This window comes from Rhodococcus cercidiphylli, assembly GCF_033042225.1.
Taxonomy (GTDB): domain Bacteria; phylum Actinomycetota; class Actinomycetes; order Mycobacteriales; family Mycobacteriaceae; genus Rhodococcoides.
This window is the reverse complement of the sequence record NZ_JAWLKE010000001.1, coordinates 544,731-569,029: the sequence shown is the minus strand read 5'-3', so window position 1 is coordinate 569,029 and position 24,299 is coordinate 544,731. Positions and strand designations below refer to the sequence as shown.

General features: G+C 65.5%; 23 protein-coding genes and 4 tRNA genes. 17 read left to right on the top strand and 10 right to left on the bottom strand.

Going from position 1 to position 24,299, the window contains the following annotated elements:
- Window positions 1-25 precede the first annotated feature (25 nt).
- From R3P95_RS02760 to R3P95_RS02745, 4 genes are all read right to left on the bottom strand, one after another.
- Window positions 26-568 (bottom strand): HIT family protein, encoded by a 543-nt coding sequence (locus R3P95_RS02760; protein WP_032397953.1) that lies wholly within the window; start codon window positions 566-568, stop codon window positions 26-28.
- A 2-nt stretch (window positions 569-570) separates the two neighbouring features.
- A complete protein-coding gene (gene thrS / locus R3P95_RS02755; protein ID WP_317547327.1) occupies window positions 571-2,631 on the bottom strand; it encodes a threonine--tRNA ligase in 2,061 nt (686 codons plus the stop codon).
- 102 nt (window positions 2,632-2,733) lie between these two features.
- On the bottom strand, window positions 2,734-3,135 hold the full coding sequence (locus R3P95_RS02750; RefSeq protein WP_317547326.1) for a TIGR02611 family protein: 402 nt from the start codon (window positions 3,133-3,135) through the stop codon (window positions 2,734-2,736).
- A 116-nt stretch (window positions 3,136-3,251) separates the two neighbouring features.
- Window positions 3,252-3,323 (bottom strand) — tRNA-Val (locus R3P95_RS02745).
- 242 nt (window positions 3,324-3,565) lie between these two features.
- On the opposite strand from R3P95_RS02745, the gene R3P95_RS02740 reads away from it, so the two are divergent.
- From R3P95_RS02740 to R3P95_RS02710, 7 genes are all read left to right on the top strand, one after another.
- Window positions 3,566-3,637 (top strand) — tRNA-Gly (locus R3P95_RS02740).
- 17 nt (window positions 3,638-3,654) lie between these two features.
- Window positions 3,655-3,725: transfer RNA gene (locus R3P95_RS02735), tRNA-Cys, on the top strand.
- Window positions 3,726-3,762: 37 nt separating this feature from the next.
- Window positions 3,763-3,837, top strand: a tRNA-Val gene (locus tag R3P95_RS02730).
- 126 nt (window positions 3,838-3,963) lie between these two features.
- A complete protein-coding gene (locus tag R3P95_RS02725; RefSeq protein WP_317547249.1) occupies window positions 3,964-4,248 on the top strand; it encodes a hypothetical protein in 285 nt (94 codons plus the stop codon).
- Window positions 4,241-4,948: an alpha/beta hydrolase family protein gene (locus R3P95_RS02720; protein WP_317547248.1), complete on the top strand. Its 708-nt coding sequence runs from the start codon at window positions 4,241-4,243 to the stop codon at window positions 4,946-4,948. Before R3P95_RS02725 ends, R3P95_RS02720 begins: the two co-directional genes overlap by 8 nt.
- Before the next feature lie 16 nt (window positions 4,949-4,964).
- Entirely contained in the window at window positions 4,965-5,417 is a 453-nt protein-coding gene (locus R3P95_RS02715) for a hypothetical protein (RefSeq protein ID WP_094641980.1), read from the top strand.
- Window positions 5,414-5,941, top strand: a complete 528-nt coding sequence (locus R3P95_RS02710) for a GNAT family N-acetyltransferase (protein ID WP_317547247.1) — start codon at window positions 5,414-5,416, stop codon at window positions 5,939-5,941. Before R3P95_RS02715 ends, R3P95_RS02710 begins: the two co-directional genes overlap by 4 nt.
- 7 nt (window positions 5,942-5,948) lie before the next feature.
- Here the strand turns inward: R3P95_RS02710 and zapE are convergent, their stop codons facing one another.
- The gene (zapE, locus tag R3P95_RS02705; protein WP_094641984.1) at window positions 5,949-6,962 is read right to left on the bottom strand and encodes a cell division protein ZapE; all 1,014 of its coding nucleotides are present in this window, start codon (window positions 6,960-6,962) and stop codon (window positions 5,949-5,951) included.
- A gap of 34 nt (window positions 6,963-6,996) precedes the next feature.
- On the opposite strand from zapE, the gene R3P95_RS02700 reads away from it, so the two are divergent.
- From R3P95_RS02700 to R3P95_RS02675, 6 genes are all read left to right on the top strand, one after another.
- On the top strand, window positions 6,997-7,785 hold the full coding sequence (locus R3P95_RS02700) for a pyrimidine reductase family protein (protein WP_269594204.1): 789 nt from the start codon (window positions 6,997-6,999) through the stop codon (window positions 7,783-7,785).
- Between the two features lie 46 nt (window positions 7,786-7,831).
- The gene (locus tag R3P95_RS02695; protein ID WP_317547246.1) at window positions 7,832-9,394 is read left to right on the top strand and encodes an alpha/beta hydrolase; all 1,563 of its coding nucleotides are present in this window, start codon (window positions 7,832-7,834) and stop codon (window positions 9,392-9,394) included.
- A 63-nt stretch (window positions 9,395-9,457) separates the two neighbouring features.
- Window positions 9,458-10,696 carry a glycosyltransferase family 87 protein gene (locus R3P95_RS02690; RefSeq protein ID WP_068050607.1) on the top strand — a complete coding sequence of 413 codons (1,239 nt, stop codon included), beginning with the start codon at window positions 9,458-9,460 and terminating at the stop codon, window positions 10,694-10,696.
- 27 nt (window positions 10,697-10,723) lie between these two features.
- Window positions 10,724-11,152 (top strand): peptide-methionine (R)-S-oxide reductase MsrB, encoded by a 429-nt coding sequence (gene msrB / locus R3P95_RS02685; protein WP_068050608.1) that lies wholly within the window; start codon window positions 10,724-10,726, stop codon window positions 11,150-11,152.
- A gap of 120 nt (window positions 11,153-11,272) precedes the next feature.
- The gene (locus R3P95_RS02680) at window positions 11,273-12,085 is read left to right on the top strand and encodes a polysaccharide pyruvyl transferase family protein (protein WP_317547245.1); all 813 of its coding nucleotides are present in this window, start codon (window positions 11,273-11,275) and stop codon (window positions 12,083-12,085) included.
- A gap of 87 nt (window positions 12,086-12,172) precedes the next feature.
- Window positions 12,173-12,631, top strand: a complete 459-nt coding sequence (locus R3P95_RS02675) for a MaoC family dehydratase (protein ID WP_045195371.1) — start codon at window positions 12,173-12,175, stop codon at window positions 12,629-12,631.
- Here R3P95_RS02675 and R3P95_RS02670 read toward each other — a convergent pair.
- The 5 genes from R3P95_RS02670 to hemE are packed head-to-tail and all read right to left on the bottom strand — an operon-like array spanning window position 12,609 to window position 18,787.
- Window positions 12,609-14,930 carry a molybdopterin-dependent oxidoreductase gene (locus tag R3P95_RS02670; protein WP_317547244.1) on the bottom strand — a complete coding sequence of 774 codons (2,322 nt, stop codon included), beginning with the start codon at window positions 14,928-14,930 and terminating at the stop codon, window positions 12,609-12,611. The genes R3P95_RS02675 and R3P95_RS02670 overlap by 23 nt on opposite strands.
- A gap of 30 nt (window positions 14,931-14,960) precedes the next feature.
- On the bottom strand, window positions 14,961-15,665 hold the full coding sequence (locus R3P95_RS02665; RefSeq protein WP_317547242.1) for an HAD family hydrolase: 705 nt from the start codon (window positions 15,663-15,665) through the stop codon (window positions 14,961-14,963).
- The gene (gene hemQ, locus R3P95_RS02660; protein ID WP_032397941.1) at window positions 15,662-16,357 is read right to left on the bottom strand and encodes a hydrogen peroxide-dependent heme synthase; all 696 of its coding nucleotides are present in this window, start codon (window positions 16,355-16,357) and stop codon (window positions 15,662-15,664) included. The genes R3P95_RS02665 and hemQ overlap by 4 nt, the downstream gene beginning before the upstream one ends.
- Window positions 16,358-16,361: 4 nt before the next feature.
- The gene (locus tag R3P95_RS02655; RefSeq protein WP_317547241.1) at window positions 16,362-17,717 is read right to left on the bottom strand and encodes a protoporphyrinogen oxidase; all 1,356 of its coding nucleotides are present in this window, start codon (window positions 17,715-17,717) and stop codon (window positions 16,362-16,364) included.
- The gene (gene hemE / locus R3P95_RS02650; protein WP_269594247.1) at window positions 17,714-18,787 is read right to left on the bottom strand and encodes a uroporphyrinogen decarboxylase; all 1,074 of its coding nucleotides are present in this window, start codon (window positions 18,785-18,787) and stop codon (window positions 17,714-17,716) included. Before hemE ends, R3P95_RS02655 begins: the two co-directional genes overlap by 4 nt.
- A gap of 125 nt (window positions 18,788-18,912) precedes the next feature.
- On the opposite strand from hemE, the gene R3P95_RS02645 reads away from it, so the two are divergent.
- The 4 genes from R3P95_RS02645 to R3P95_RS02630 all read left to right on the top strand — a co-directional run bounded on the left by R3P95_RS02645 (window position 18,913) and on the right by R3P95_RS02630 (window position 24,234).
- Entirely contained in the window at window positions 18,913-19,512 is a 600-nt protein-coding gene (locus R3P95_RS02645) for a DUF3000 domain-containing protein (RefSeq protein WP_149405878.1), read from the top strand.
- A gap of 40 nt (window positions 19,513-19,552) precedes the next feature.
- The gene (locus R3P95_RS02640; RefSeq protein ID WP_094688727.1) at window positions 19,553-20,833 is read left to right on the top strand and encodes an HRDC domain-containing protein; all 1,281 of its coding nucleotides are present in this window, start codon (window positions 19,553-19,555) and stop codon (window positions 20,831-20,833) included.
- Between the two features lie 72 nt (window positions 20,834-20,905).
- Window positions 20,906-22,132 carry a thiolase family protein gene (locus R3P95_RS02635; RefSeq protein ID WP_068050622.1) on the top strand — a complete coding sequence of 409 codons (1,227 nt, stop codon included), beginning with the start codon at window positions 20,906-20,908 and terminating at the stop codon, window positions 22,130-22,132.
- Window positions 22,129-24,234: a 3-hydroxyacyl-CoA dehydrogenase NAD-binding domain-containing protein gene (locus R3P95_RS02630; protein ID WP_269594211.1), complete on the top strand. Its 2,106-nt coding sequence runs from the start codon at window positions 22,129-22,131 to the stop codon at window positions 24,232-24,234. Before R3P95_RS02635 ends, R3P95_RS02630 begins: the two co-directional genes overlap by 4 nt.
- The last annotated feature ends 65 nt before the right edge of the window (window positions 24,235-24,299 follow it).

Below are 24,299 nucleotides of genomic sequence, written 5' to 3'. Positions count from 1 at the left end.
GGCGCGTGCTCCTCTCGCCTGTGGTTCATTCGTTCCAGGCCGACGCGAGCAGGGCCCGAGTGTCACGGAGCAGCTGCGGCATCACCTTCGCACCGCTGATCACGGTGATGAAGTTCGCGTCGCCGCCCCACCGGGGCACGATGTGCTGATGCAGGTGCTCGGCCAGCGATCCGCCTGCGGCAGCACCGAGATTGAGTCCGACATTGAAGCCGTGCGGACGCGACACTCGCTTGATGACGCGAATCATCTGCTGCGTGAATGCCATCAACTCGGCGCTCTCCGCAGGTGTGAGGTCTTCCAGTGCCGCGACGCGGCGGTACGGCACGATCATCGCGTGGCCGGGGTTGTAGGGGTACAGGTTGAGTACCGCATAGACCGATTCGCCTCGTGCGACGACCAGTCCGTCCTCGTCGCTCATCTTGGGAATGTCGGAGAACGGCTCGTTCGACTTCGCCGAGCCCTGCGGAGCCTCGGCGATGTAGGACATCCGGTGCGGTGTCCACAGTCGCTGCAGCCGATCGGGCTCACCGGCCCCGGTGACGACGATCGACTCGTCCTGTTCCGACATGATCAGCTCACTCCTGCGGGGTCGGTCTGCACGAGCTCGGCGGTCGGTGATGCGTTGTTGCGCTGAGAGATCCAGTCGGTCACGACCGTGATGGCCTGCGCCACGGGGACGCCGTTGACCTGGGTGCCGTCCCGGAATCGGAAGCTCACGGCTCCGGCTTCGACGTCGCGTTCGCCGGCGAGAAGCATGAAGGGGACCTTCTGCGCCGTCTGGTTGAAGATCTTCTTCTGCATCCGATCGTCACTGGCATCGACCTCGGCGCGCACTCCACGCTTCTTCAGCTCGTTCACCACCGCGAACAAGTGATCCTGGTAGACCTCGGCAACCGGGATGCCGACGACCTGAACCGGTGCGAGCCAGGCCGGGAACGCGCCCGCGTAATGCTCGGTGAGCACCCCGAAGAAGCGCTCGATGGAACCGAACAGAGCTCGGTGGATCATCACCGGGCGTTCCTTGGTTCCGCCCGAGCCGGTGTATTCGAGCTCGAAGCGCTCGGGCAGGTTGAAGTCGAGCTGAATGGTCGACATCTGCCAGGTGCGCCCCAGCGCATCCTTGGCCTGCACCGAGATCTTCGGTCCGTAGAACGCGGCACCGCCCGGATCTGGCACCAGGTTCAGGCCCGACGCCGCCGCCACCTCGGCGAGGGTGTTGGTTGCCTCTTCCCAGACCTCGTCGCTGCCGACCGACTTCTCCGGATTGCGAGTGGAGAGTTCGAGGTAGAAATCGTCGAGGCCGTAGTCCTTGAGCAGCCCGAGAACGAATTCGAGGGTGCTGGTGAGCTCGCCGCGCATCTGCTCGCGGGTGCAGAAGATGTGCGCATCGTCCTGGGTCATGCCGCGCACGCGGGTGAGACCGTGGATGACGCCGGACTTCTCGTAGCGGTAGACCGAGCCGAACTCGAACAAACGCAACGGCAGTTCACGGTACGAGCGGCCGCGGGAACGGAAGATCAGGTTGTGCATCGGGCAGTTCATCGGCTTGAGGTAGTAGTCCTGGCCGGGCTTGCGCACGTCACCGTTCTCGTCGAGCTCGGCGTCCAGGTGCATCGCCGGGAACATGCCGTCCCGGTACCAGTCGAGGTGACCCGAGACCTCGTAGAGATGGCCCTTGGTGATGTGCGGGGTGTTGACGAACTCGTAGCCCTCTTCGATGTGCCGCTGACGGGAGTAGTTCTCCAGCTCGTTCCGGATGACGCCACCCTTGGGGTGGAACACCGGCAGACCGGAGCCCAGTTCGTCGGGAAAGCTGAACAGGTCCAGCTCGGATCCGAGCTTGCGGTGATCGCGACGCTCCGCCTCGGCCAGCAGTTCGAGATGCGCGTCGAGCGCTTCGGTGGATTCCCACGCAGTTCCGTAGATGCGCTGCAGTCCGGCGTTGTCCTGATTGCCTCGCCAGTACGCAGCCGAACTACGGGTGAGCTTGAACGCGGGCACGTACTTGGTGGTGGGGATGTGCGGTCCGCGGCACAGATCGCCCCAGATCCGCTCGCCGGTCCGGGGATTGAGGTTGTCGTAGGCGGTCAGCTCTCCCCCACCGACCTCCATGACCTCGGGATCGTCGATGCCGGACTTGTCGTCGATCAGCTCGAGCTTGTACGGCTCGCCGGCCAACTCCTCGCGGGCCTGCTCCACCGACTCGTACACCCGACGCGAAAAGCGCTGTCCGGCTTTGACGATCTGCTTCATCTTCTTCTCGAGTGCCGTCAGATCCTCGGGAGTGAACGGCTGCTTCACGTCGAAGTCGTAATAGAAGCCGTCCTTGATGAACGGTCCGATGCCCAGCTTGGCGTCGGGAAAGAGCTCTTGAACGGCCTGCGCCAACACGTGCGCGGCCGAATGCCTGATGACGCTTCGTCCGTCCTCGGTGTTCGCCGGAACGGGTTCGACCTCGGTGTCGCCCTCCGGTGCCCACGACAGGTCACGGAGCTTGCCGTCGGGATCGCGTACCACGACCACTGCGTCGGGTCCCTTGTTCGGCAGGCCGGTCTCGCGGAGCGCCGTACCTGCCGTGGTTCCGGCCGGCACCATGATGCGGGCGGGCGAAACGGCGGCGACAACGGGCATGCTCACAGCGATGTACTCCTCGATCGGTTCTTCTGGCCAGGAAGGCCTCCGACAGCCTATCGGCAACGGTCCACTCGATTGGCCTCAGCGCGACGGGTGACGTCAGATCGGGCTCTCGAGCCACGTCCACTCGAGTCCGATCCAGCCCCCGACCAACGCGAACGTGCCGAGCAGCCACAGCGTGGCCAGCACGACGACCGTGGTGAACAGAACTCCGAGACCCTTGACGAACATCGATTGCTTCGAGAACCACGCCATGAATGCGTCGTATCTCTTGCGGACGAACCGCAGCGCACTCTTGGCCCAGGCGAATTCCGACGCCAGGATGCCCAGGCCGGCAAACACGATCAACCAGCCGGGCCCCGGGTAGGGAATGGCGAGTACACCCAGCACCAACACCACTGCTCCGACGACACCGACCGTGATTCGGTACGCGAGATCGAGGGACTTGTTCTCGGCGATGCGCGCCCGGAAGCGACGGTGCTTCACCTTTGCTGTGTCCATCGGACCCTGGTCGGCGACGGCCTGCGGCTTCGATTCTTCGGTGCTCACCGGCTCAGGCTACCGGCCTCGAACGCAAGAAGGCCCGCACCGACGGGCGGTGCGGGCCTTCTTTTCTGTGGTCCCGGCTGGGATCGAACCAGCGACCTTCCGCGTGTGAAGCGGACGCTCTCCCACTGAGCCACGGGACCGAACGAGGCAAAACATTAACACGAGGTGCCGCGACGAACCGAATCGCCTGCCCGATCACCGAATTCGTCCACGGACTGCCTTCGCAGGGCTCCCATCGCCTCTGCTTTCACATCTTTCACAGCGCCGATCGTTCGAATTCCGGGGCTGACCACGAGATTTGTGAGTTTCACTCCCGTTGGGTTAATGTTTTCCCCGCACCACGGAGACAACAACTGCCCAGCAGTGAGCGCCTCCGGGGTATGCGGATGTGGCGCAGTGGTAGCGCATCACCTTGCCAAGGTGAGGGTCGCGGGTTCGAATCCCGTCATCCGCTCGAGGGTCTCGACCCATGGTGGAGTGGCCGAGTGGTGAGGCAACGGCCTGCAAAGCCGTGCACACGGGTTCGATTCCCGTCTCCACCTCGCTAGTGCATCGGTCGCAAGACCGTTGCGAGGACACGCGCGATTAGCTCAGCGGGAGAGCGCTTCCCTGACACGGAAGAGGTCACTGGTTCAATCCCAGTATCGCGCACCACAGCAAGACAAATCAGGCCCCCTTTCGAGGGGGTCTTTTTTGTGCTTCACGAATCAATTGTGGTGATTCGCGCCATAGAAGTGCACAGTGGAGACGACGCACACACTTCGATGGAAGGACACACACGTGTCGGACGATGCTCAGAGCGAACCCACAGTCGACGACGCCACCCTGGAGGAGGCGAAGAAGTCCGTGGAGGGCCTCGACGATCGCTATCGACCCGGTGCCCGGCCCACCGTCGCACTGCCGGGAACCAACGGCACCGTCGCCGGAACCGCCTTCGCGGACATGGTCGACGACAACGGCGAGATGGTGGACGCCGATGACCGGGACTCCACCGACTCCGGCGGCTCTGCTGACACCGATCACGCCGACACCCAGGAAAAGGTAACGTCCTCGAACGATGCCTGAACTCGATGGTCCCGACGCCCCCGCCGACATCGATCTCGGCGGGGGCGTCGCATTTCTGCACACACCCTCCATACCGTCACGAGGCGGCCTCGCTCTCACGCACGGTGCGGGCGGCAACTGCGAGTCGCCGCTGCTGCAGCGCATCGCGTCGGTATGGGCGGCAGCCGGATTCACGGTCCTGCGTTTCGACCTTCCGTTTCGAGTACGCAAACCCAAGGGGCCGCCGCACCCGTCGAGGGCGGCCGAGGATCGGCTCGGAATCGCGTCGGCGGTCGACCGCCTCCGCGCCGAGACCTCTGGATTCATCGCATTCGGTGGGCATTCCTACGGTGGCAGGCAGGGCTCGATGATCGCGGCCGAGCGACCGGGTCTCGTCGACGGACTCGTCCTGACCTCCTATCCCCTGCACCCGCCGGGCAAGCCGGACAAGGCTCGTACACAACACCTTCCCGAACTTCGAACACCGACGGTGGTGGTGCACGGCACGAAGGATCCGTTCGGCACCACGACCGAATTGAGCGCTGCGCTCGCGCTCGTGCCGGCCCCCACCGAGCTCGTCGACATCGAGGGCGCGGGCCACGACCTCGCTCCGATGAAGTACGACGCAGCGACGAAAACCCTTGCCGGAGCCGCCTCGTTGTTCGGTGCCCCGACGCCCGATTCGTCGGTTGTCGTCCCGCTCTTCGACCCGTCGCGCTGAAGTGGTCTACTAAGGCATGCCGACCTGGGGATGGTTCATCGTGGCGTTGGTCCTCGTCGACGCTGCAGTGCTCGCGGCGTGGCTGTTGGCCCGCAAGAAGCCGGGCTCGTCCCCGGAGACCTCGCGCAACATCAGGCTCATCGGTCTCGACGAGAGCGCCCGCGCAGACATTCATTCGCTACTGGCCGCGAACAAGAAGGTTCAGGCCATCAAGGTCTTTCGTGAACGAACGGGTGCCGGACTCGCCGACGCGAAGAACGCGATCGAGAGCGTCCAGCGCGGCGAGCCGTTTCCGTCCTCCGCCACCATCGTCGACGCGGCACAATCCGGTCCGACACCCTGGGACGATCTGATCCCGCGACTGCAGTCACTGAAATCCGAGGGTAAGGCGATCTCTGCCATCAAACTGCTGCGCGACCGAACCGGGCTGTCGTTGCGCGATGCCAAGAACGCGGTCGATCTGCTGTGACCGTGCGCGTGGCAGCACGTGCCGATGCACGTCGCGTCGCCGAGGTGGCCGCGTCGACCTTTCCCCTCGCCTGCCCGCCGGGAACCCGACCCGAGGACATCGAGCAGTTCGTTTCGAACGTGTTGTCGGCCGAGCACTTCGAGAACTACATCGCCGACGCGGCCAGAACGGTGCTGATCGACGAGACAGCCGATGCCGACGTCGTGGGCTACGCGATGCTCGTGTCCGGGCCGCCTGCGGACCCCGGAATTCGCGCGACACTCTCGCCCGAGCCGACCATAGAAGTAAGCAAGCTCTACGTGCAGCCGACCCAGCACGGCAGCGGGGCCGCGGGGCGATTGATGTCGTCGTCACTCGACCATGCTCGCCATTCCGGTTGTGCGACAGCATGGTTGGGCGTCAACCAGCAGAACGTGCGGGCGCAGAAGTTCTACGCCAAACACGGATTCGAGATCGTGGGCACCAAGACGTTCGTCGTCGGCGTCCAGACGCACGACGATTACGTCATGCAGGTGAGGCTGTGACGACCGCTCAGCCGACTGCAGCGAAACGAGACAGTGCCAGCAGACGCGAGGTGGCGCGCAGGTACTTCTTGCGGTAACCGCCGGCCAGCATCTCCTCGGTGAAGATCTCGTCGAGCTTGCCGCCCGAGGCCGTCACCGGGATGCCCGCGTCGTACAGGCGGTCGGCGAGGACCACCAGGCGCAGAGCGATGGCCTGATCCGATGCCGGGTGCACGTTCTTCAGGAACACTGCCGGAATGCCGTCGAGCAACTTGCCGTAGCGGGAGGGGTGCAACGTGCTCAGATGCGCCAGCAGCTCGTCGAAATCGTCCAGGGTTGCACCCTCGACGGTATCGGCGCGGTCGATCAGCTCGGACTCCGAGGTGGGCTCGGGAGCCGGAGGTAGATCGCGGTGGCGGTAGTCGGGACCGTCGACCCGGATGGACTCGAAGATGGAGCCGAGTTTCTTGATCTCCCGCATGAAGTCCTCGGCGGCGAAGCGCCCCTCACCGAGCTGCCCGGGCAGGGTGTTGGACGTCGCGACGATGGATACCCCGCGCTGCGAGAGCTCGGAGAGCAACCGCGAGACCAACATCGTGTCGCCGGGATCGTCGAGCTCGAACTCGTCGATGCACAGCACGCTGTGGCTCGAAAGTTCCTCGAGTGCCTTGTTGAAGCCGAGAGCACCGACCACGTGGGTGAGTTCGACGAACGTGCCGAACGCCTTGGGCTCGGGAACGCTGTGATAGATCGACGCAAGCAAGTGAGTCTTGCCGACACCGAAGCCGCCGTCGAGGTACAGGCCTGCACCGATGGCCGGGGTCTTCTTACCGAAGAGACCGCGCTTGCCCTTGCCGCGGATCTTCTGCACCTTGCTCGCGAACTCCTCGGCCTTCGCAACCGCAGCAGCCTGCGTCGGCTCCTTGGGGTCGGGAATGTACGACGAGAAACTGACGTCGTCGAACATCGCCGGCGGGACCATCTGCGCGATCAGCTGATCGGATGGAACCACGGGATTTCGGTCGACAAGGCGTGCGGGCATTTGCCGAGCGTAACGACGTGGTCTGATCTCTCTCATGCAGCTTCTCCATATTGGGACCTACTTCACATCGGAGCAGGCACCCGAGTCCGTGCCCAGCGTCGGATCGACACTCGACGACGATGCCGTCCGCGCCCTGCACGCGTATCCCACCGACGTGGACCGACCGTGGATTCGCACGAACTTCGTCGCCAGCATCGACGGATCGGTGACCGCGAACGGTAAGTCGGCGGGCCTGGGAACCCCCGCCGACGCCCGCCTGTTCGGCATCCTGCGAGAACTGTGCGACGCCGTCCTGGTCGGTGCCGGAACCGCGCGCGCCGAGAACTACGGCGGCGTCTCGCTGTCCACCGAAGCGAAGGCACGTCGAGTAGCGGCCGGGCTGGCACCGGTTCCGACGATCGTCGTGGTCACCGCCTCCGGTTCGATCGACGCGGACTCTCGATTGATCACCGACACCGAAGTGCAGCCGGTGGTGCTGACCTCGGCGGCGGCGGACGGCTCGAAGGTGGCCGCGCTTCGGGCAGCAGGAGCGACGGTGATCGAGGTGACCGGCGAATCGGTCTCGACCGGCGACATCGTCGCGACACTGAGCGACCTCGGATTTCGCCGCATCCTGTGCGAGGGCGGACCGGGACTGTTCGGACAGCTCGTGTCCGACGGGGCGGCGGACGATCTGTGTCTGACGATCTCGCCGATGTTGGTCGCCGGCGAGGCGGGTCGTATCGCCCACGCATCCGACGCCGCCGACGCGCCGATGCACCGGGTACACGTTCTGGGCGATGCCGACGGAACGCTGCTCACGCGCTGGGTGCGTCGGCCATGAGCACTGCGCGGCCCGGCATCGATCGAAAAGTCGATAGCCTCGCACGGTGACGCAGAAATCAACGTTGCTCGCCGCGGTCCTCGTCCTCGCCACGATGTGCGCGGCCTGTGGTGCCGGCCCGTCGATCCGACCCGACGTCGCGGTGGAACAACGCTCCCCCGGTCAGCCCGCCGAGTCCTCGGCAGAAGCGCCACCGGAACCGGTCGCACTTGCCGTTCCGGCCACCGATCTGGCCTGGGCCGACTGCACTGCAGCCACACTCGGGACGTTCGGGCTCACCGCCACCACTCCCGGCCTGACACTCGAATGCGCAGAATACGAAGCCGACGTCGATGCGAGTGGACAGATGTTCGGCACGTTCGCCGTCGGCGCGTTGCGAGCGCGGCTGGACAGAACGCCCGCCGACGCGGGACCGCTGGTGCTGACGTCCGGTTCGGATCGGTCCTCGACAGCCACGTTGGCCACGATGGCCGCAGGCCCGCTCGCGACACTGCTCGAGGCTCATCCCATCGTCGCGGTGGATCGACGCGGCATCGGCCGATCCACTGCCGTGGACTGCATCGACGCAGAGACCAAAACTGAGGTCGACGCGCTGGGGCAGTTCACCAGATCCGATGCCGACACGGTCGACCGCGCCGTCGACGCCGGTCGTGACGCCACGATCGAGTGCACCGACACGTTGCAACCGCAGGAACTCGCGTTCGGAACCACCTACGCGGCGGACGATCTGGAGCGCCTGCGGCAACTCTGGGGTGTGGAACAGATAGGCCTGATCGGATCGGGCAACGGCGCACTCACCGCGTTGGCCTACACAGCGAAGTTTCCGGCCAACATCTCGCGTCTGATCCTCGATTCACCGACCGGAGTCGGCGCCGACCAGATCACGTTGGCCGAGCAACGGACACAGGGCAAGGAAGCAGCCTTCGCAGCGTTCGCGCAGCGATGCGTCGCGCTGAACTGCTCCCTCGGCAGCGATCCGACGGCGACCGTCACCCAGCTGCTCCTACGCGCCGCCGGTGGCGAATTCTCGCCGCTGTCCACGCACGAGATTCTCGACGGCATCACCTTCGCCCTGGCATCCACCGCAGGCGACGCGTCGTCCCGCGCCACCGGGCTCTCCACCGCCCTGTCCTCGGCCGCCGGGTCCGACACCACCGCGCTGGCAGCGCTCGCCGAGCGGGGTCGGAACGCCTACGGCACCGACGGTCAGTTCGTGTCCCGGTGCACGGACGGCCAACAGTGGCCGTCGCCGCAGGGCGTTCGCGACCTGTCGTCGCAGTGGAACGACCGCTATCCGATCTACGGCACCGACGCTGCCCTGACGGCTCTACTGTGCTCGTCCTGGCCGACTGCTCCGTCGACTCCGCTGCCCACCTCTCTGGACGTCCCGGTGTTGGTGCTGGCCAACGCAGGCGACCCGATCGTCGGCAACGGCGGGCTGTCCTCGGTCACCGGGTTGGTCGGGGCAACCGGAGCGGCCGTCGCCTCGGCCGCGTGGCAGGGCAGCGGACATCCGAGTCTGGGCGGATCTCAGTGTCTGCAGGGCGCCGCGGTGAACTACGCACGCGACACCGCGCTTCCGACCGACGGCACCGTCTGCCCCGCCTGAGTCGGGTACACATCGCGGGGTGTCCTTCGCCGGTACGGTCAGCGCCTCGGGTACCGTTCCCGGGTGTCACTTAGCTTTCTGGAGCCGCGGTCAGGGCGGACGACCGCCGAGGTAATCAAGTACGCCCTGTGGCCGATCGCCATCATGACCGTCATCCAGCGCGTGGTGATCAAAGCGGTCAACGGAGACATCACCAACGATTTCAACCCGGTGTACAGCGCCGCCCTGGCATTCCTCAACCGCCAGCCGGTGTACACGGCGAACTTCGACTCGGTCGATCCGCACTACCTGTATCAACCGAGCGCGACGATGCTGCTTTCCCCCATCGCCGTCATCGACCCCGAGCGATCCCGCTGGCTGTTCATCATCGCCAGCACGGTCGCGATACTGCTGGCCTTGTACATCCTGTTGCGCATCTTCGGATTCCGGCTCGATTCGGTCGCGGCCCCCGCGCTGCTGCTCGCCGCCTTCGTCAGCGAGACGGTGACCAACACGTTGGTGTTCACCAACTTCAACGGCTTCGTACTCCTCGGCGAGGTCGCCTTCCTCGGGTTCCTCCTCCAGCGCAAGGACCTGTCGGCCGGCGTCGCCATGGGGCTGACTCTGGCGATCAAGCCGATGCTCGCCCCGCTGCTGTTGCTTCCGCTGATGACGCGTCAATGGAAGGTCTTCATCACCTCGATCGCCATCCCCGTCGTGATGATGGCCATCGCCTGGCCGCTGTCGGTGGATCCGATGAACTTCATCGACCGGACACTGCCGTATCTGCTGCAGACCCGCGACTACTTCAACAGCGCCGTCGTCGGTAACGGCCGGTACTACGGTGTTCCCGAACTCCTCACCCTCGGAATCCGAGCGGTCCTGGGAATCATGGTTCTGATCTCACTGTGGCTGCTCTACCGATACTGCCGCGAGGACCGCCTGTTCTTCTTCGCGACCACCTCGGGCTTGATCCTCACCGCACACTGGCTGTTGGGCTCGCTGGGTCAGATGTACTACTCCATGATGCTGTTCCCGCTGCTGATGACCGTCGTGCTGAAGAACTCGCTGCTGCGCAACTGGCCCGCCTGGCTCGCGATCTACGGGTTCATGAACTACGACCGATGGCTGTCGGGTCGCTGGATCGAAACCGGGCGCGCCTTGGACTACCTGCGCACCACTTTCGGCTGGGCCCTGCTCATCGTCGTCATCTTCGGCGTGCTCGTCGGACGCTATTTCGCCGCCCGAAGCGAAGGACGACTCGACGACGGAATCGAACCGAGCTACCTGCTGCCGAGCGCTCCACCTGCGAAAACGGCATAGCCCGACAAATCGTATTAGCGTGTGAGCATGAGTTCAGCAACCGACAACAATTCCGCCCCGGCCGTCCAGCTCACCGACGCACAGTGGCGCGAGAAGCTGACCCCCGAGGAGTACGCGGTGCTGCGGCAGGCAGGCACCGAACGCCCCGGCGTGGGCGAATACACCGACACCACCACCGAAGGTATCTACGAGTGCCGCGCCTGCGGAGCCGAATTGTTCCGCAGCACCGAGAAGTTCGAGTCTCACTGCGGCTGGCCGTCCTTCTTCGACCCGGCCGACAGCGACGCCGTCATCCTGAAGGAAGACACCACGCTGGGAATGCGCCGAGTCGAGGTCGTCTGCCGCAGCTGCCACAGCCACCTCGGGCACGTCTTCGAGGGTGAGGGTTACCCCACCCCGACCGATCAGCGGTACTGCATCAACTCGATCTCGTTGACGCTCAAGCCCGCATCCTGATCGGACAGGACGCTCGGATGTCGCCGCGCTGAACGCGCCACGAGCTACAGATTCGTCGAAATGGAGCCCAGACCGGCAAATTTACCTTTGATTACCTATGCATAAGGTAAATTTGCCGTCATGGCCACTTCGATCAAAACATTCTGGTGGCGTCAGGTAAAACTCACCGGCGTCAGACCCAATTTCGGCGACGAATTGACGCCCGAACTGGTGAAATCACTGTTCGGGCAGAAATGTTCCTGGCGTCGTGCGAAGCGAAGCGACATGATCGGGGCAGGTTCCACTCTCGAAATGGTCCAGCTCATGCAGGCGCGGAAGGATCTCAAGGTCTGGGGTTCGGGATTCATGCTCAGCGAGACTGCCCACGAAAAAGACTTCAGCTACCCCGAATTCGACTTCTACGCTGTGCGCGGGCATCTGTCATCGAATCGCATCAAGTCCGCGCGCAAGGTCGCGGTCGGGGACCCCGGGCTGTTGGCGAACAGGGTCTATTCACGCTCCCCGCGGGTACCTGGTCGAATCGGTCTTGTCTACCACTGGGTGCACAAGAAGGATCCCGTAGTGCTCGCGCTTGCGCGAGAAAAGAACGTGACGTTGATCGACCCGTCCCGAAAGCCGGCCAAGGTCATCGCCGACATCACCGCATGTGACTTCGTGATGTCCACGAGTCTGCACGGCTTGATCGTCGCTGACTCCTTCGGCATCCCCAACGCGTGGATAGAGCTGACGCAGGATATCGGCGGCAACGGATACAAATTCGACGACTACTACTCCGTTTTCGACCGAGAAGCAGTTCAGCATTCGTCGGACCTCGCGCGCGATCACGACAAGATCGCGCAGCTTCGCAGCGAATATCGACCGGTCCCGAATCTGACGGAAATCCAGGACAATCTGATCGCCGCTTTTCCGTTCGCGTCGCGCTGTACGGCCTGAATTCAGCAGACCGACAACGAAGCCGAACATCGCGCGCCGCGCTCGTTCACCTTCGAGCGTCCTACTACGACGGTGCATACTGTGAGCATGCGCACTTTCACCTCACCAGAGCAGATCAAAGCAGCCGTCGGGGAAGACCTCGGCACCAGTGACTGGCTGCAGATCACCCAGGAACGGGTCAACACCTTCGCCGACGCCACGGGCGATCACCAGTGGATCCACGTCGACGTCGAGCGGGCGAAGAAGGAGAGCCCGTTCGGCGCACCCATCGCCCACGGATTTCTGAGCCTGTCCCTGGTGTCGATGCTCAACTGGCAGATCTACACCATCGAGAACACCAAGCTCGGAATCAACTACGGCTCCAACAAGGTTCGCTTCATCAACCCGGTGAAGGTGGGCGCTCACGTGCGCCTGCAGACCACCCTCGTCTCCGTCGAAGAGGTATCGGGCGGGGCGCTACAGATGGTGACAGCAGGAACGTTGCAGATCGAGGGCGAGGACAAGCCGGCCCTGGTCGCCGAGATCATCTCTCGGGTCGTGTTCTGACCTCGGACCGAGCAGGTGGATCGAACGCGGTGATCGGCGGCAACGGCTCGTCGTAGCGTTCGATCTCCACCAGCACGTGCTGGCCGGTGCAGCCGCGCGCGAGCGCCGACGAGCCCTCGTCCGCGGTGAGCACGTTCACGCTGCCGTGTACGCACATCGAATCGGGATCTGCCGGATCGAGCGGGTCGTACCAGGCCCCGGTGGACAACTGAACGACCGATTCCAGCATCGCGTCGTCGACAACCACACCGGCCAGGCACGAGCCGCGGTCGTTGAACACCCGTACGACGTCACCGTCCGACACTCCCCTGGCCCCGGCCGACGACGAGTGCATTCGTATCGGCTCTCTACCCTCGATCTTCGAGTTACGGCTCACCGCACCGTGATCGAGCTGACTGTGCAGCCTGGTGCGCGGCTGGTTGGCGATCAGATGCAACGGAAACTGCTGGGCGCGTGGTCCACCGAGCCATTCCTGCGGCTCGAACCACATCGGATGCCCACGGCAGTCCTCGTAGTCGAACCCCGCCACGGTCGCCGAGAAGATTTCGATCTTTCCACTGGGGGTGCGCAGAGCGTTGCCCACCGGGTCGCGTCGAAAATCCTCGAAGAACGTCAGATCGTCCTCAGTCTTCATCCGAAACGAACCCTCGCGACGGAAATTGTCGTACTCCGGCGTAGCGACACCCCCGGCGCGCAGATATCCGCGCCACTGCTCGTACAGATGCTCGAGCCACTGTTGCGAGCTACGCCCCTCGGTGAACTGTCGACCCACACCGAGTTTCGTAGCCAACTCCGCGAACGTGTCGTAGTCGTCGCGGGAGTCCGCGTACCGCGGGGCGGCCGGCTCCATCGCGACGAGCAAGGGATCGTTGCGTGTGCAGCTCAGATCCGATCGTTCCAACGACGTCGTCGACGGGACGACGATGTCGGCGTGCTTGGCCATCGGTGTCCAATACGGGTCGTGCACAACGACGGTGTCGGGCCTACCGAGAGCGCGACGCAGCCGCCCCAGATCCTGGTGGTGGTGGAACGGATTTCCGCCGGCCCAATAGACGATCTTGATATCGGGATAGGTCAATCGCCTACCGTCGTAGTCGAATTCGGCACCGGGATTCAGCAGCATGTCCGAGACCGCGGCGACCGGAATCAGGTCGGGAACGGGATTGACACCCTGCGGCAAGGTCGGCAACGGATACGGAACCGGTGCCAGACCCGGCTCGTTCATCGACCCGTAGCCGTGCCCGAATCCCCCACCCGGAACGCCGATCCGGCCCAGCATCGCCGCGAGTGTCACGCCCATCCACGGGGCCTGCTCACCGTGTCGCGTCCGCTGCAGCGACCAGGTGACCGTCACCATCGTGCGTTTCGACGCCATCTCCCGGGCGAGTTCCGCGATCACGGCGGCCTCGATGCCGCAGATCGCCGACGCCCACTGCGGTGTCTTGGGAATTCCGTCCGTGATGCCGAGCAGATATCGCTCGAACTCGGGGTAGCCCTGGCAGTACTTCTCCAGAAACTCTGTGTCGTGCAGCTTTTCGTCGGCAAGCACGTGAGCCAGAGCCAGCATCATCGCCACGTCGGTACCGGGCCGCGGGGCGATCCAGCGCGCGTCGCCGTTCATGTCGTTGCGGAGCGGACTCACGGTGACGATCTGCCCACCGCGGGCGCGCATCGCGTCGAGCGAATCGACGGTCGGATGATCCGACGTACCGCCGTGATTGATGCCGGTGTTCTTCACCGGAACTCCGCCGAACGCCACCAACAACTCGGTGTGTGCGGCGATCACGTTCCAGGAGGTGGAGCGCGAGAACATCTTCCAATGCGCACCGAGGACGTGCGGCATGATGACCCCGGTCGCGCCCAGTGAGTAGCTGTGGACCGATCGCGTGTAACCGCCGATGCAGTTGAGAAAGCGATGCACCTGACTCTGCGCGTGATGGAAGCGTCCGGCACTCGCCCACCCGTACGACCCGCCGTAGATGGCCTTGTTGCCGAATGCGTCGACGACTCTGTGTAATTCGCCTGCCAGCAGATCGGTGAGCTCGTCCCACGAGACGTCGACGAACTCGTCGCTGCCACGGGTGTCGGTCGGCCCCGGCCCGTGCTCGAGCCAGCCCCGGCGCACCGCCGGTGACGTGACACGGGACCGATGAGTCACCGAACCGACGAGGTTGCCCAACACCGGGGAGGGATTGCTGTCCGTCGACTGGGGATGGACTGCAGTGACATCGCGTCCGTCCGACTCGGCGCGGAACATGCCCCAGTGGCCCATGTGCTGGACGCCGGCCACGCCAGTCATCGAACCACTCCGGTCATCGAACCACTCCGGTCATCGAATTCCGAACTCGCGCAGCGCCTTCAATAGTGCATCGGGGCGCTGCGACGTCGGCGCCGGATCGACGAGAGCGAAGTGGCATCCGATCTCTCGTGCCGCACCGTCGGCCTCGTCGCTGTCGCCCACCATCAGCGTCACCGCGGGGTCCACACCCAACGCCGTCACTGCGTGCCGGAAGATCTCGGGCTGCGGCTTGACGTGACCGACCTCGAACGAGAGCACGAATTCGTCGACGAACCTGTCGAGACCGCGATCGACGAACGCGGGACGGATGTCGAATGCGATGTTGCTCAGGACACCGATCCGAATCGATTCGGCAGCAAGCTTTTTCAGCACTCCTTCGGTATCCGGGTACGGCGTCCAAGAATCTGCGTCGATCACGCGACCGTAGACGGATTCTGCGTGCACCGGATCGGTGACACCGGACTGCGCGAGCACATGCAGATAGGCCTGCCGGTGCAGGGCCGGATCGAGGTCTCGGTTTCGCCACGCATGACGCGTCGCGTCGTCGAACTCGACCGTCTCCCCCACCGGTGCCGTCATACGGCGCATCAGTTCCGCCGCTCCCGCACCGTCGACGGGGGTGCCGTCGGCGTCGTTGATCCCGTCGAACCAGGAGGGATGTTCCTCGAGCCTGAACAACGTGCCCGAGAAGTCGAACAGAACGGCCTCGATCGCGGGTGCGCCCGTCGTCGTCACGGCAGGGATTCGACGAGCGCGTCCACCTCGACCCGAGGGCCGGTGAAGAACGGGGTCTCCTCGCGCACGTGACGCCTCGCCTCGGTGGCCCGCAGGTCGCGCATCAGGTCCACGATGCGATCGAGCTCCGGGGCCTCGAAGGCCAGGATCCACTCGTAGTCGCCGAGTGCGAACGACGGCACGGTGTTCGCCCGCACGTCCTTGTAGTCGCGTGCGGCCTTGCCGTGATCGGCGAGCATCGTGCGACGCTCGTCGTCGGGCAGCAGGTACCAATCGATCGAGCGGACGAACGGGTAGACGCAGATGTACGCGCCCGGATCCTCGCCGGCGATGAAGGCCGGGACATGGCTCTTGTTGAATTCGGCGGGGCGATGCAGCGCGGTGTTGCTCCACACCGGAGTACTCGCCTTGCCCAGCGCGGTGGTGCGACGGAAATCGGAGTACGTCGCCTGGAGGTCCTCGATGCGCTCGGCGTGCGTCCACACCATGAAGTCGGCGTCGGCGCGCATACCGGCGATGTCGTAGACCCCGCGCACCGCGACACCCTTGTCTTCACGACCTTCGAAGAACACCTTCGCTTCCTTGGCGGCCGCGGCCCGATCCTCGCCGAGAACGCCGGGCGTGACCTTGTAGACCGAGAACATCAAGTAGCGAAGAGTCGAGTTGAGCGCTGAGTAATCGAGGCGTGCCATGGCCCTATCGTGCCACTTCGATCAGACGGGCGGCAGCGGTGGTGGCGGACGCAATACACGCGGGCACCCCGACACCGCGCTGCCAGGCACCGGTGACCTCGAGACCGGGTAGGTCGGCGACTCCTGCCTCGATGGCGGCGACGCGATCGAGGTGCCCCGACGCGTACTGCGGCAGGCCTCCCGGCCAGCGCTGCACAGTCGCAGCGAGCGGCTGCGCATCGATGTTCGCCACTGTCGCGAGATCCGCGAGTGCGATCTGGATCGACTCCGCGTCGGATCGGTCCGACGCCGTCGTGTCACCGAAACGGCCGAGCGAGGCCCGCAGCAGTACCGCGTCACGCTCCTCCAGATGCGGCCACTTGCGGCTCGACAGGGTAAATGCCTTCACATCCAAGCCCGCGTCGGTGGCCACCAGGATTCCCGAATTCTGCGGCAGCTCGGTCGTCTTGGGAAAAGCGAGCGCGACGACGACCGAGGACGCGAGATCGATGTTCCGCGCGGCCTGCGACGCCGCGGGCGCCACCTCGGCGATGAGCCGACCGAGAATCGGCGCAGGGACCGCCAGCACCACGCCGTCGACGCGTCCGACGCCGTCGACGAACCATCCGCCGGACTCGCGGCGGATTTCACCGACGCCTGCACCGACCACCGTCCGGGCATCGGTTGCAGCGACGAGGGCATCGAGCAACACCGCGTAACCGTCGCGCAGCCCGCCGAACACCGGCCCCGGCGACGGGGTGGGCAGCGCTGCCAGCACTGCCTCGGTCAGGTTGGCTGCTCCACCGTCCAACGCGGCAGCCAATGTGGGCAGTGCCGCGCGGACGCCGATGGAGCTCGCCGAGCCGGAGTACACGCCGCCGAGTAACGGGTCGACCGAACGGCTGACCACCTGGGAGCCGAACCGGCTGCCCACGAGATCGGCCACACTCACGTCCGAACCCGCGGTCCATGCGAAGGGCCGCGCGGTCTCGGTCTCGATGAAGTGCAGGTCTTCGGGGTCCACCAGATCCCGTACCGACTCGGCGGACGACGGGATGCCCATCAGGGTGCCGAGAGGAAGCGCGTGTGTTCGTCCGCCGGAGTAGACCAGCGGACGCGCCGACGAGGGGTGCACCAGCTGATCCGACAGGCCCAGCTCGGCGAGCAGAGCCGGCACTTCCGGACGTCGACCGATGAATGCCTCCGCACCGACGTCGAGCGAGTCCGTGCCGACTGCGGTGGTGCGCAGCGTGCCGCCGATCCGCGACGAGGCCTCGACGAGAGTGATCTCAGCGTCCGGTCCGCAGGACTGTCGAAGGCGATACGCCGCGACGAGGCCGGAGATTCCGCCGCCGACCACGGCGTACCGCCGAACCGTCACAACGAATGCACCAGCGAGACCACCCGGGTCAGAATCTCCGGATCGGTGTCGGGGAGCACTCCGTGGCCCAGGTTGAACACATGTCCGCGAGCACCGGCCGCCAGCGCGCGATCCGCCTCGGCGGTGATGCGTCGAACTTCGGCCTCGACCGCATCCCAGCCCGCGAACAGCACCGCCGGGTCGAGATTTCCCTGCAGCACCTTGCCGCCGCCCACGCGATGCACGGCGTCGTCGAGTGGGATTCGCCAGTCGACACCGACGACGTCGGCACCGGCTTCACCCATCGCCCCGAGCAACTCGCCGGTTCCGACGCCGAAGTGGATCTTGGGTACACCGGCCGAGGACACGGCGTCGAACACGCGCGTCGAATGCGGCAGCACGTACTCGCGGTAGTCGGCGAGCGACAGCGCACCCGCCCAGGAGTCGAACACCTGCACTGCGTCGACGCCTGCGGCGAGCTGAGCCTGCAGGAAGGTGATCGTCGTGGTGGCCAGTGCGTCGAGCAGGGCGTGCCAGGTCGCCGGATCGGACCGCATAAGAGCCTTGGTCTTCTCGTGATTACGACTCGGGCCGCCCTCGACCAGATACGACGCGAGGGTGAACGGTGCGCCCGCGAAACCGATTAGCGGTGTACCGGCGAGCTCACGGGTGAGGATCCGCACCGCATCGGCCACCGGCTCCACCTGATCCGAAGTCAGGATCGGCAGTGCGGCCACATCGGCAGCCGACCGCACCGGCTGCGCGACGACCGGCCCGGTGCCTGCGACGATGTCGAGATCGATACCGGCGGCCTTGAGCGGAACGACGATGTCCGAGAACAGGATTGCCGCATCCACGTCGTGCCGACGCACAGGTTGCAGGGTGATCTCGGCCACGAGGTCGGGTCGGAAGCACGAATCCAACATGCCGATGCCGGCGCGAATCTTGCGGTACTCCGGCAGCGATCTACCGGCCTGGCGCATGAACCACACCGGCCGACGCGAGGGAGCTCGACCTGCGATCGCGGCCAGGAACGGCGCGTCCGGGAGTTCTCGACGGGCGGGGGCTGTGGCGTGCGGTTCGGCGTTCATCGGGTTCCATGCTGCCACGCGCGAGGAAAGCTCCTGCCATCAAGGGCGACACACCGACTTCGGTTGCATCACGGCCCGGCGCGCCTCCGCGTCCAGGCAACGTGACGCGTCTAACGTCCGGTGACGTGACCGAACCCCAATCCACCGCCGAACCTGCGCCGTTCCGCGCCGCCATCGACGCGATGCATCGGGCTCAGGTACACCCGGCGATCGAAATCGGTCCGATCCGGCCGCCGCAGCGACTCGCCCCCTACAGTTACGCGATCGGGGCCGAGGTCAAGCATCCGGAATCCGACCAGATCGACGAACAGAGCGACGGCGACGCCTTCGGCCGCCTGATCCTGCTGTACGACCCCGACGGTGCCGAAGCCTGGAACGGCACCCTCCGACTGGTCGCGTACATCCAAGCGGACGTGGACGAATCCCTCGCCGACGATCCTCTGCTCCCCGAGGTCGGCTGGAGTTGGCTGGTCGACGCACTGGAGTCGCGGTCGGAACCGCTCAACGCACTGGGCGGCACGGTCACCTCGACCAGCTCGGTGCGCTACGGCGACATCGCCGGGCCACCCAAGGCCCACCAGCTCGAACTACGCGCCTCGTGGACGGCCACGTCCGAGGACCTCTCGACGCACGTCGAGGCGTTCTGCGAGGTGCTCGCCTACGCCGCCGGTTTGCCGCCCGCGGGCATCACCACCCTCGGCCAGCGCAGTTCCAGCCGGACATAGTGGGCGGTCCTTCCACCCGCAGGGCTTAGAGTCACATCTCATGTCAGCCGAGAGTTCTCCCGAGACCACGCCGGACGACGAGGCGAACGAGCCTGTCGCCGTTCCGCTACTGGCCCCGGCTGACGGCGTACCCGACGTGGTCGACACGCCGGACGCCGTGCGCGCGGCTGCCGCCCTTCTCGCATCGGGTCACGGCCCGCTCGCCGTCGACGCCGAACGTGCGTCGGGCTTCCGCTACTCCCAGCGCGCCTACCTCCTGCAGTTCCGTCGCCGCGGCGCAGGCACGGTTCTGCTCGATCCGATCCCGGTCACCGGCGACCTCGCTCCGCTCGCCGAGGTGATCAACCCGCTCGAGTGGGTACTGCACTCCGCCGATCAGGACCTGCCGGGACTCGCCGAACTCGGCCTGGTACCCGCCACGCTCTACGACACCGAACTCGCAGGCCGCCTCGCCGGATTCGATCGGGTGGGGCTCGGAGCCATCGTCGAACGCACCCTCGGACTGGCCTTGCAGAAAGGCCACGGAGCGGCCGATTGGTCCACCCGGCCGCTACCCGACACCTGGCTCAACTACGCAGCACTCGACGTCGAGGTTCTGCTCGAACTGCGCGACGCAATGGCCGAAGAGCTCGAACAGCAGGGCAAAACCGAATGGGCCGCACAGGAATTCGCCCACATCCTCACCCTCGGGCCACCCAAACCCAAGACCGACAGGTGGCGTCGGACATCGGGGATCCATGCGATCAAGTCTCCCCGCACTCTTGCTGCCGTTCGCGAATTGTGGAGCACCCGAGACGAACTGGCGGCCAAGCGTGACGTGGCACCGAGCCGGGTGTTGCCCGACTCGGCCATCGTGGCGGCCGCAACGGCGGACCCGAAATCCGCGCGCGAGCTCGAGCAGCTACCGGTCTTCGGCGGTCCACGTCAGCGCAGATCGTCCCGATTGTGGGCCTCGGCCCTGACCCGTGCGCGGGCGCTCCCGACATCCGAACTGCCCTCGATGGCAGCGTCTTTCGACGGTCCACCCCCGGTCAATCGGTGGGCTCGCCGCGATCCCGATGCAGCAGCGCGACTCGCCGACGTACGAGCCGCGATGACCGAGCTCAGCGAATCGGTGTCGGTGCCGGTCGAGAATCTGTTGATGCCGGATCTGCTGCGCCGCCTGGTGTGGGATTGGCAGAGTCCGGTCGATCCCGACGTCGACCCGGCCGAGCTGATCGAGGCCCGACTGGCCGACGGCGGGGCCCGGCCCTGGCAGCGAACGCTGGTGGTGCCGGTACTGACGAAGGCACTGCACCCTTCCCAAGTTACCGACGGGTAATACCCGCTACAGTAGGGGTCGCGTCCGGGCACCCGGGCGAGTCGTCCGCATCTGTCGGGAGGATCGAAAAGCGTGTCTGTACCCGCGTCCACCAGCTCACAGAGGAATGTTGTCTTCGTCGACGGCATCCGTACCCCGTTCGGCAAAGCAGGCCCCAAGGGCATGTACGCCGACACTCGCGCAGACGACCTCGTCGTCAAGGCAATCCGCGAACTCCTTCGCAAGAACCCCAACCTCCCTCCCGAGCGCATCGACGAGGTCGCGATCGCCGCGACCACGCAGACCGGTGACCAGGGCCTGACCATCGGCCGTACGTCCGCACTGCTCGCCGGCCTCCCCCGCAGCGTCCCCGGATTCGCCATCGACCGCATGTGCGCAGGCGCGATGACCTCGGTGACCACCACCGGCTCGGGCATCGGCTTCGGCCAGTACGACGTCGTGATCGCCGGTGGCGTCGAGCACATGGGCCGCCACCCGATGGGTGAAGGCGTCGACCCCAACCCGCGTTTCCTCGCCGACAAGCTGGTCGATCCCAGCGCGCTGGTGATGGGCAACACCGCCGAGAATCTGCACGACCGGTTCCCGAGCATCACCAAGGACCGCACCGACGCGTACGCCGTCGCCAGCCAGAACAAGTACGACGCGGCCAAGAAGGCCGGCTTCATCGCCGACACTCTCGTGCCCGTCGCCACCAAGTCCGCCGCAGGATGGGGCCTGGCCACCGAGGACGAGCCGCCTCGCCCCGGCACCACCGTCGAGGACCTCGCCAAGCTCAAGACGCCGTTCCGGCCCGCCGGTCGCGTGACCGCAGGCAACGCGGCAGGACTCAACGACGGCGCCACCGCCGCGATCCTGGCCGGCGAGGACACCGCGCACGAACTCGGCCTGAACATCGGCATGCGCATGGTCGGCTTCAGCTTCGCCGGCGTCGACCCGGCCGTCATGGGCATCGGACCGGTCCCCGCGACCGAAAAGCTCCTCGGCCGAACGGGATTGAGCATCGACGACATCGGCCTGTTCGAGATCAACGAGGCCTTCGCCATCCAGGTGCTCGCCTTCCTCGAGCATTACGGCATCGCCGACGACGACCCACGCGTCAACCAGTGGGGCGGGGCCATCGCGTGTGGCCACCCCCTCGCATCCTCGGGCGTCCGCCTGATGACGCAGCTGAGCCGCCAGTTCGCTCAGCAGCCCGACGTCCGGTACGGCCTGACGACCATGTGCATCGGTCTCGGTATGGGCGGCACCGTCATCTGGGAGAACCCCAACCACGCTGACTATTCAGGAGCGAAGGCATGAGCGACATCACCACAGCGTTCAGCGACGAGGTAGTCACGAACGCGTTCACGAAGCTTGTCTCCGTACCGGGGCTCGACGGCTCCATCGCCCTGGTGACCTTGGACAACGGCTTCGATCACACCAAGCCGTCGACCTTCGGTCCCGGTGGACTGGCCAAGTTCGACGCCGCCCTCGACGAGGCATTCGCAGCGAACCCGGTTGCCATCGCCGTCACCGGTAAGCCATTCATCTTCGCCGTCGGTGCCGACCTCAACGGTGTGCCGAACATCAAGACCAAGGACGAGGCGCTGCAGATCGGGCAGCTCGGTCACAAGGTCTTCCGACGCCTGCGCGAGTCGACCGTTCCGACGTTCGCCTTCATCAACGGTGCCGCACTCGGTGGTGGCCTCGAAGTGGGACTGCACTCGCACTACCGGACCGTCGCGGAGAACGCTGCCGCACTCGGTCTTCCCGAGGCTTTCCTCGGCCTGGTGCCGGGATGGGGTGGAACTCAGTTGCTGCCCAACATCATCGGAGCCTCCAACGCCGTCACCGTCGTCATCGAGAACGCACTGAACCAGAACCGCGTCCTCAAGCCGCAGCAGGCACTCGACCTCGGTATCGCCGACGCGCTCTTCGGCGGAGCCGACTTCCTCGAGCAGTCCCTCGCGTGGGCTGCTCAGGTCGTCAAGGGCGAGATCACCCCTGCCCGACCCGAGATCGACCGCGGGCAGGCCTGGGACGACGCCATCGCCCGCGCCAAGGGCATCGTCGCGGGCAAGACCAACAACTTCGCCCCCGGCCCCGTCGCCGCGGTGGAGCTGCTCGAGCTCGCCAAGAGCACCGACATCACCGACTCGGCCTCACTCGACAAGGCCTTCGCGGCCGAGGACGAGGCCCTGTCCACGTTGTTGGTCAAGGACGAGCTTCGCGCCGGGCTGTACGCCTTCGATCTGGTGCAGAAGCGCGCCAAGCGTCCCGCCGGTGCACCCGACAAGTCGTTGGCGCGCAAGATCTCCGGCGTCGGCATCGTCGGTGCCGGCCTGATGGCCAGCCAGCTGGCACTGCTGTTCGTTCGGCAGCTGAAGGTGCCGGTGATCCTCACCGACATCGATCAGGAGCGCATCGACAAGGGCGTCGGCTACGTCCACGGCGAGATCGACAAGCTGCTCGGCAAGAAGCGCCTGTCCCCCGATGCCGCAAATCGGTTGAAGGCGTTGGTGTCCGGCTCGATCGACAAGTCCGCGTTCGCGAACACGGATTTCGTCATCGAGGCCGTGTTCGAGAACCTGGACGTGAAGAAGAAGGTGTTCGCCGAGGTCGAGGAATTCGTCTCTGCCGAAACGATCCTCGCGACCAACACGTCGTCGCTGTCGATCACCAAGATGGCTGCAGACCTGAAGCACCCCGAGCGCGTCGTGGGCTTCCACTTCTTCAACCCCGTTGCGGTCCTGCCACTGCTCGAGGTCGTCAAGGGTGAGAAGACCGACGATGCCACTCTCGCAACGGCATTCGCGACGGCCAAGACCCTCAAGAAGTCGGCCGTACTGTCGGCGGATCTCCCCGGATTCGTCTTCAACCGTCTCGTCACTCGCGCGTCGAACGAGATCATCAGCGCCATCGACGAGGGCACCCCGTTCGATGTTGCCGACGGCGCTGTGGGCGAACTCGGCATGCCGATGAGCCCGCTCACGTTGCTGGCACTCGTCGGACCGGCCGTGGCACTGCACACTGCCGAAACCCTCGCCGAGGCATACCCGGAGCGATTCAAGGACTCCGCCGGATTCCGTGCACTCGTCGAGGCGAAGAAGCCGGGTGTGTGGACCTACGGACCCGAGGGCCAGGTCGTCGATCCCGAGGTCGCCGCACTCTGGCCGCAGGGCGATTCGCCGTCGACCGCCGAGCAGGTGCTCGAGCGCACCCGCAACGCGATCGCCGACGAGATCAAGATCATGCTCGACGAGGGCGTCGTGGCAGCAGCCGAGGACATCGACCTCTGCCTGCTCCTCGGCGGCGGATTCGGCTTCTGGAACGGCGGCATCACTCCGTACCTCGACCGTAGTGGGGCCTCCGAGGCCGCCACCGGTCAGCGCTTCCTCGCACCGGGCGTAGCCAGCGTCTAGCACTGCCCGCCGAGTTCGAGGTCGTGGACGGATTTCTCCGGATTTTCGTCCATGACCTCGAACTC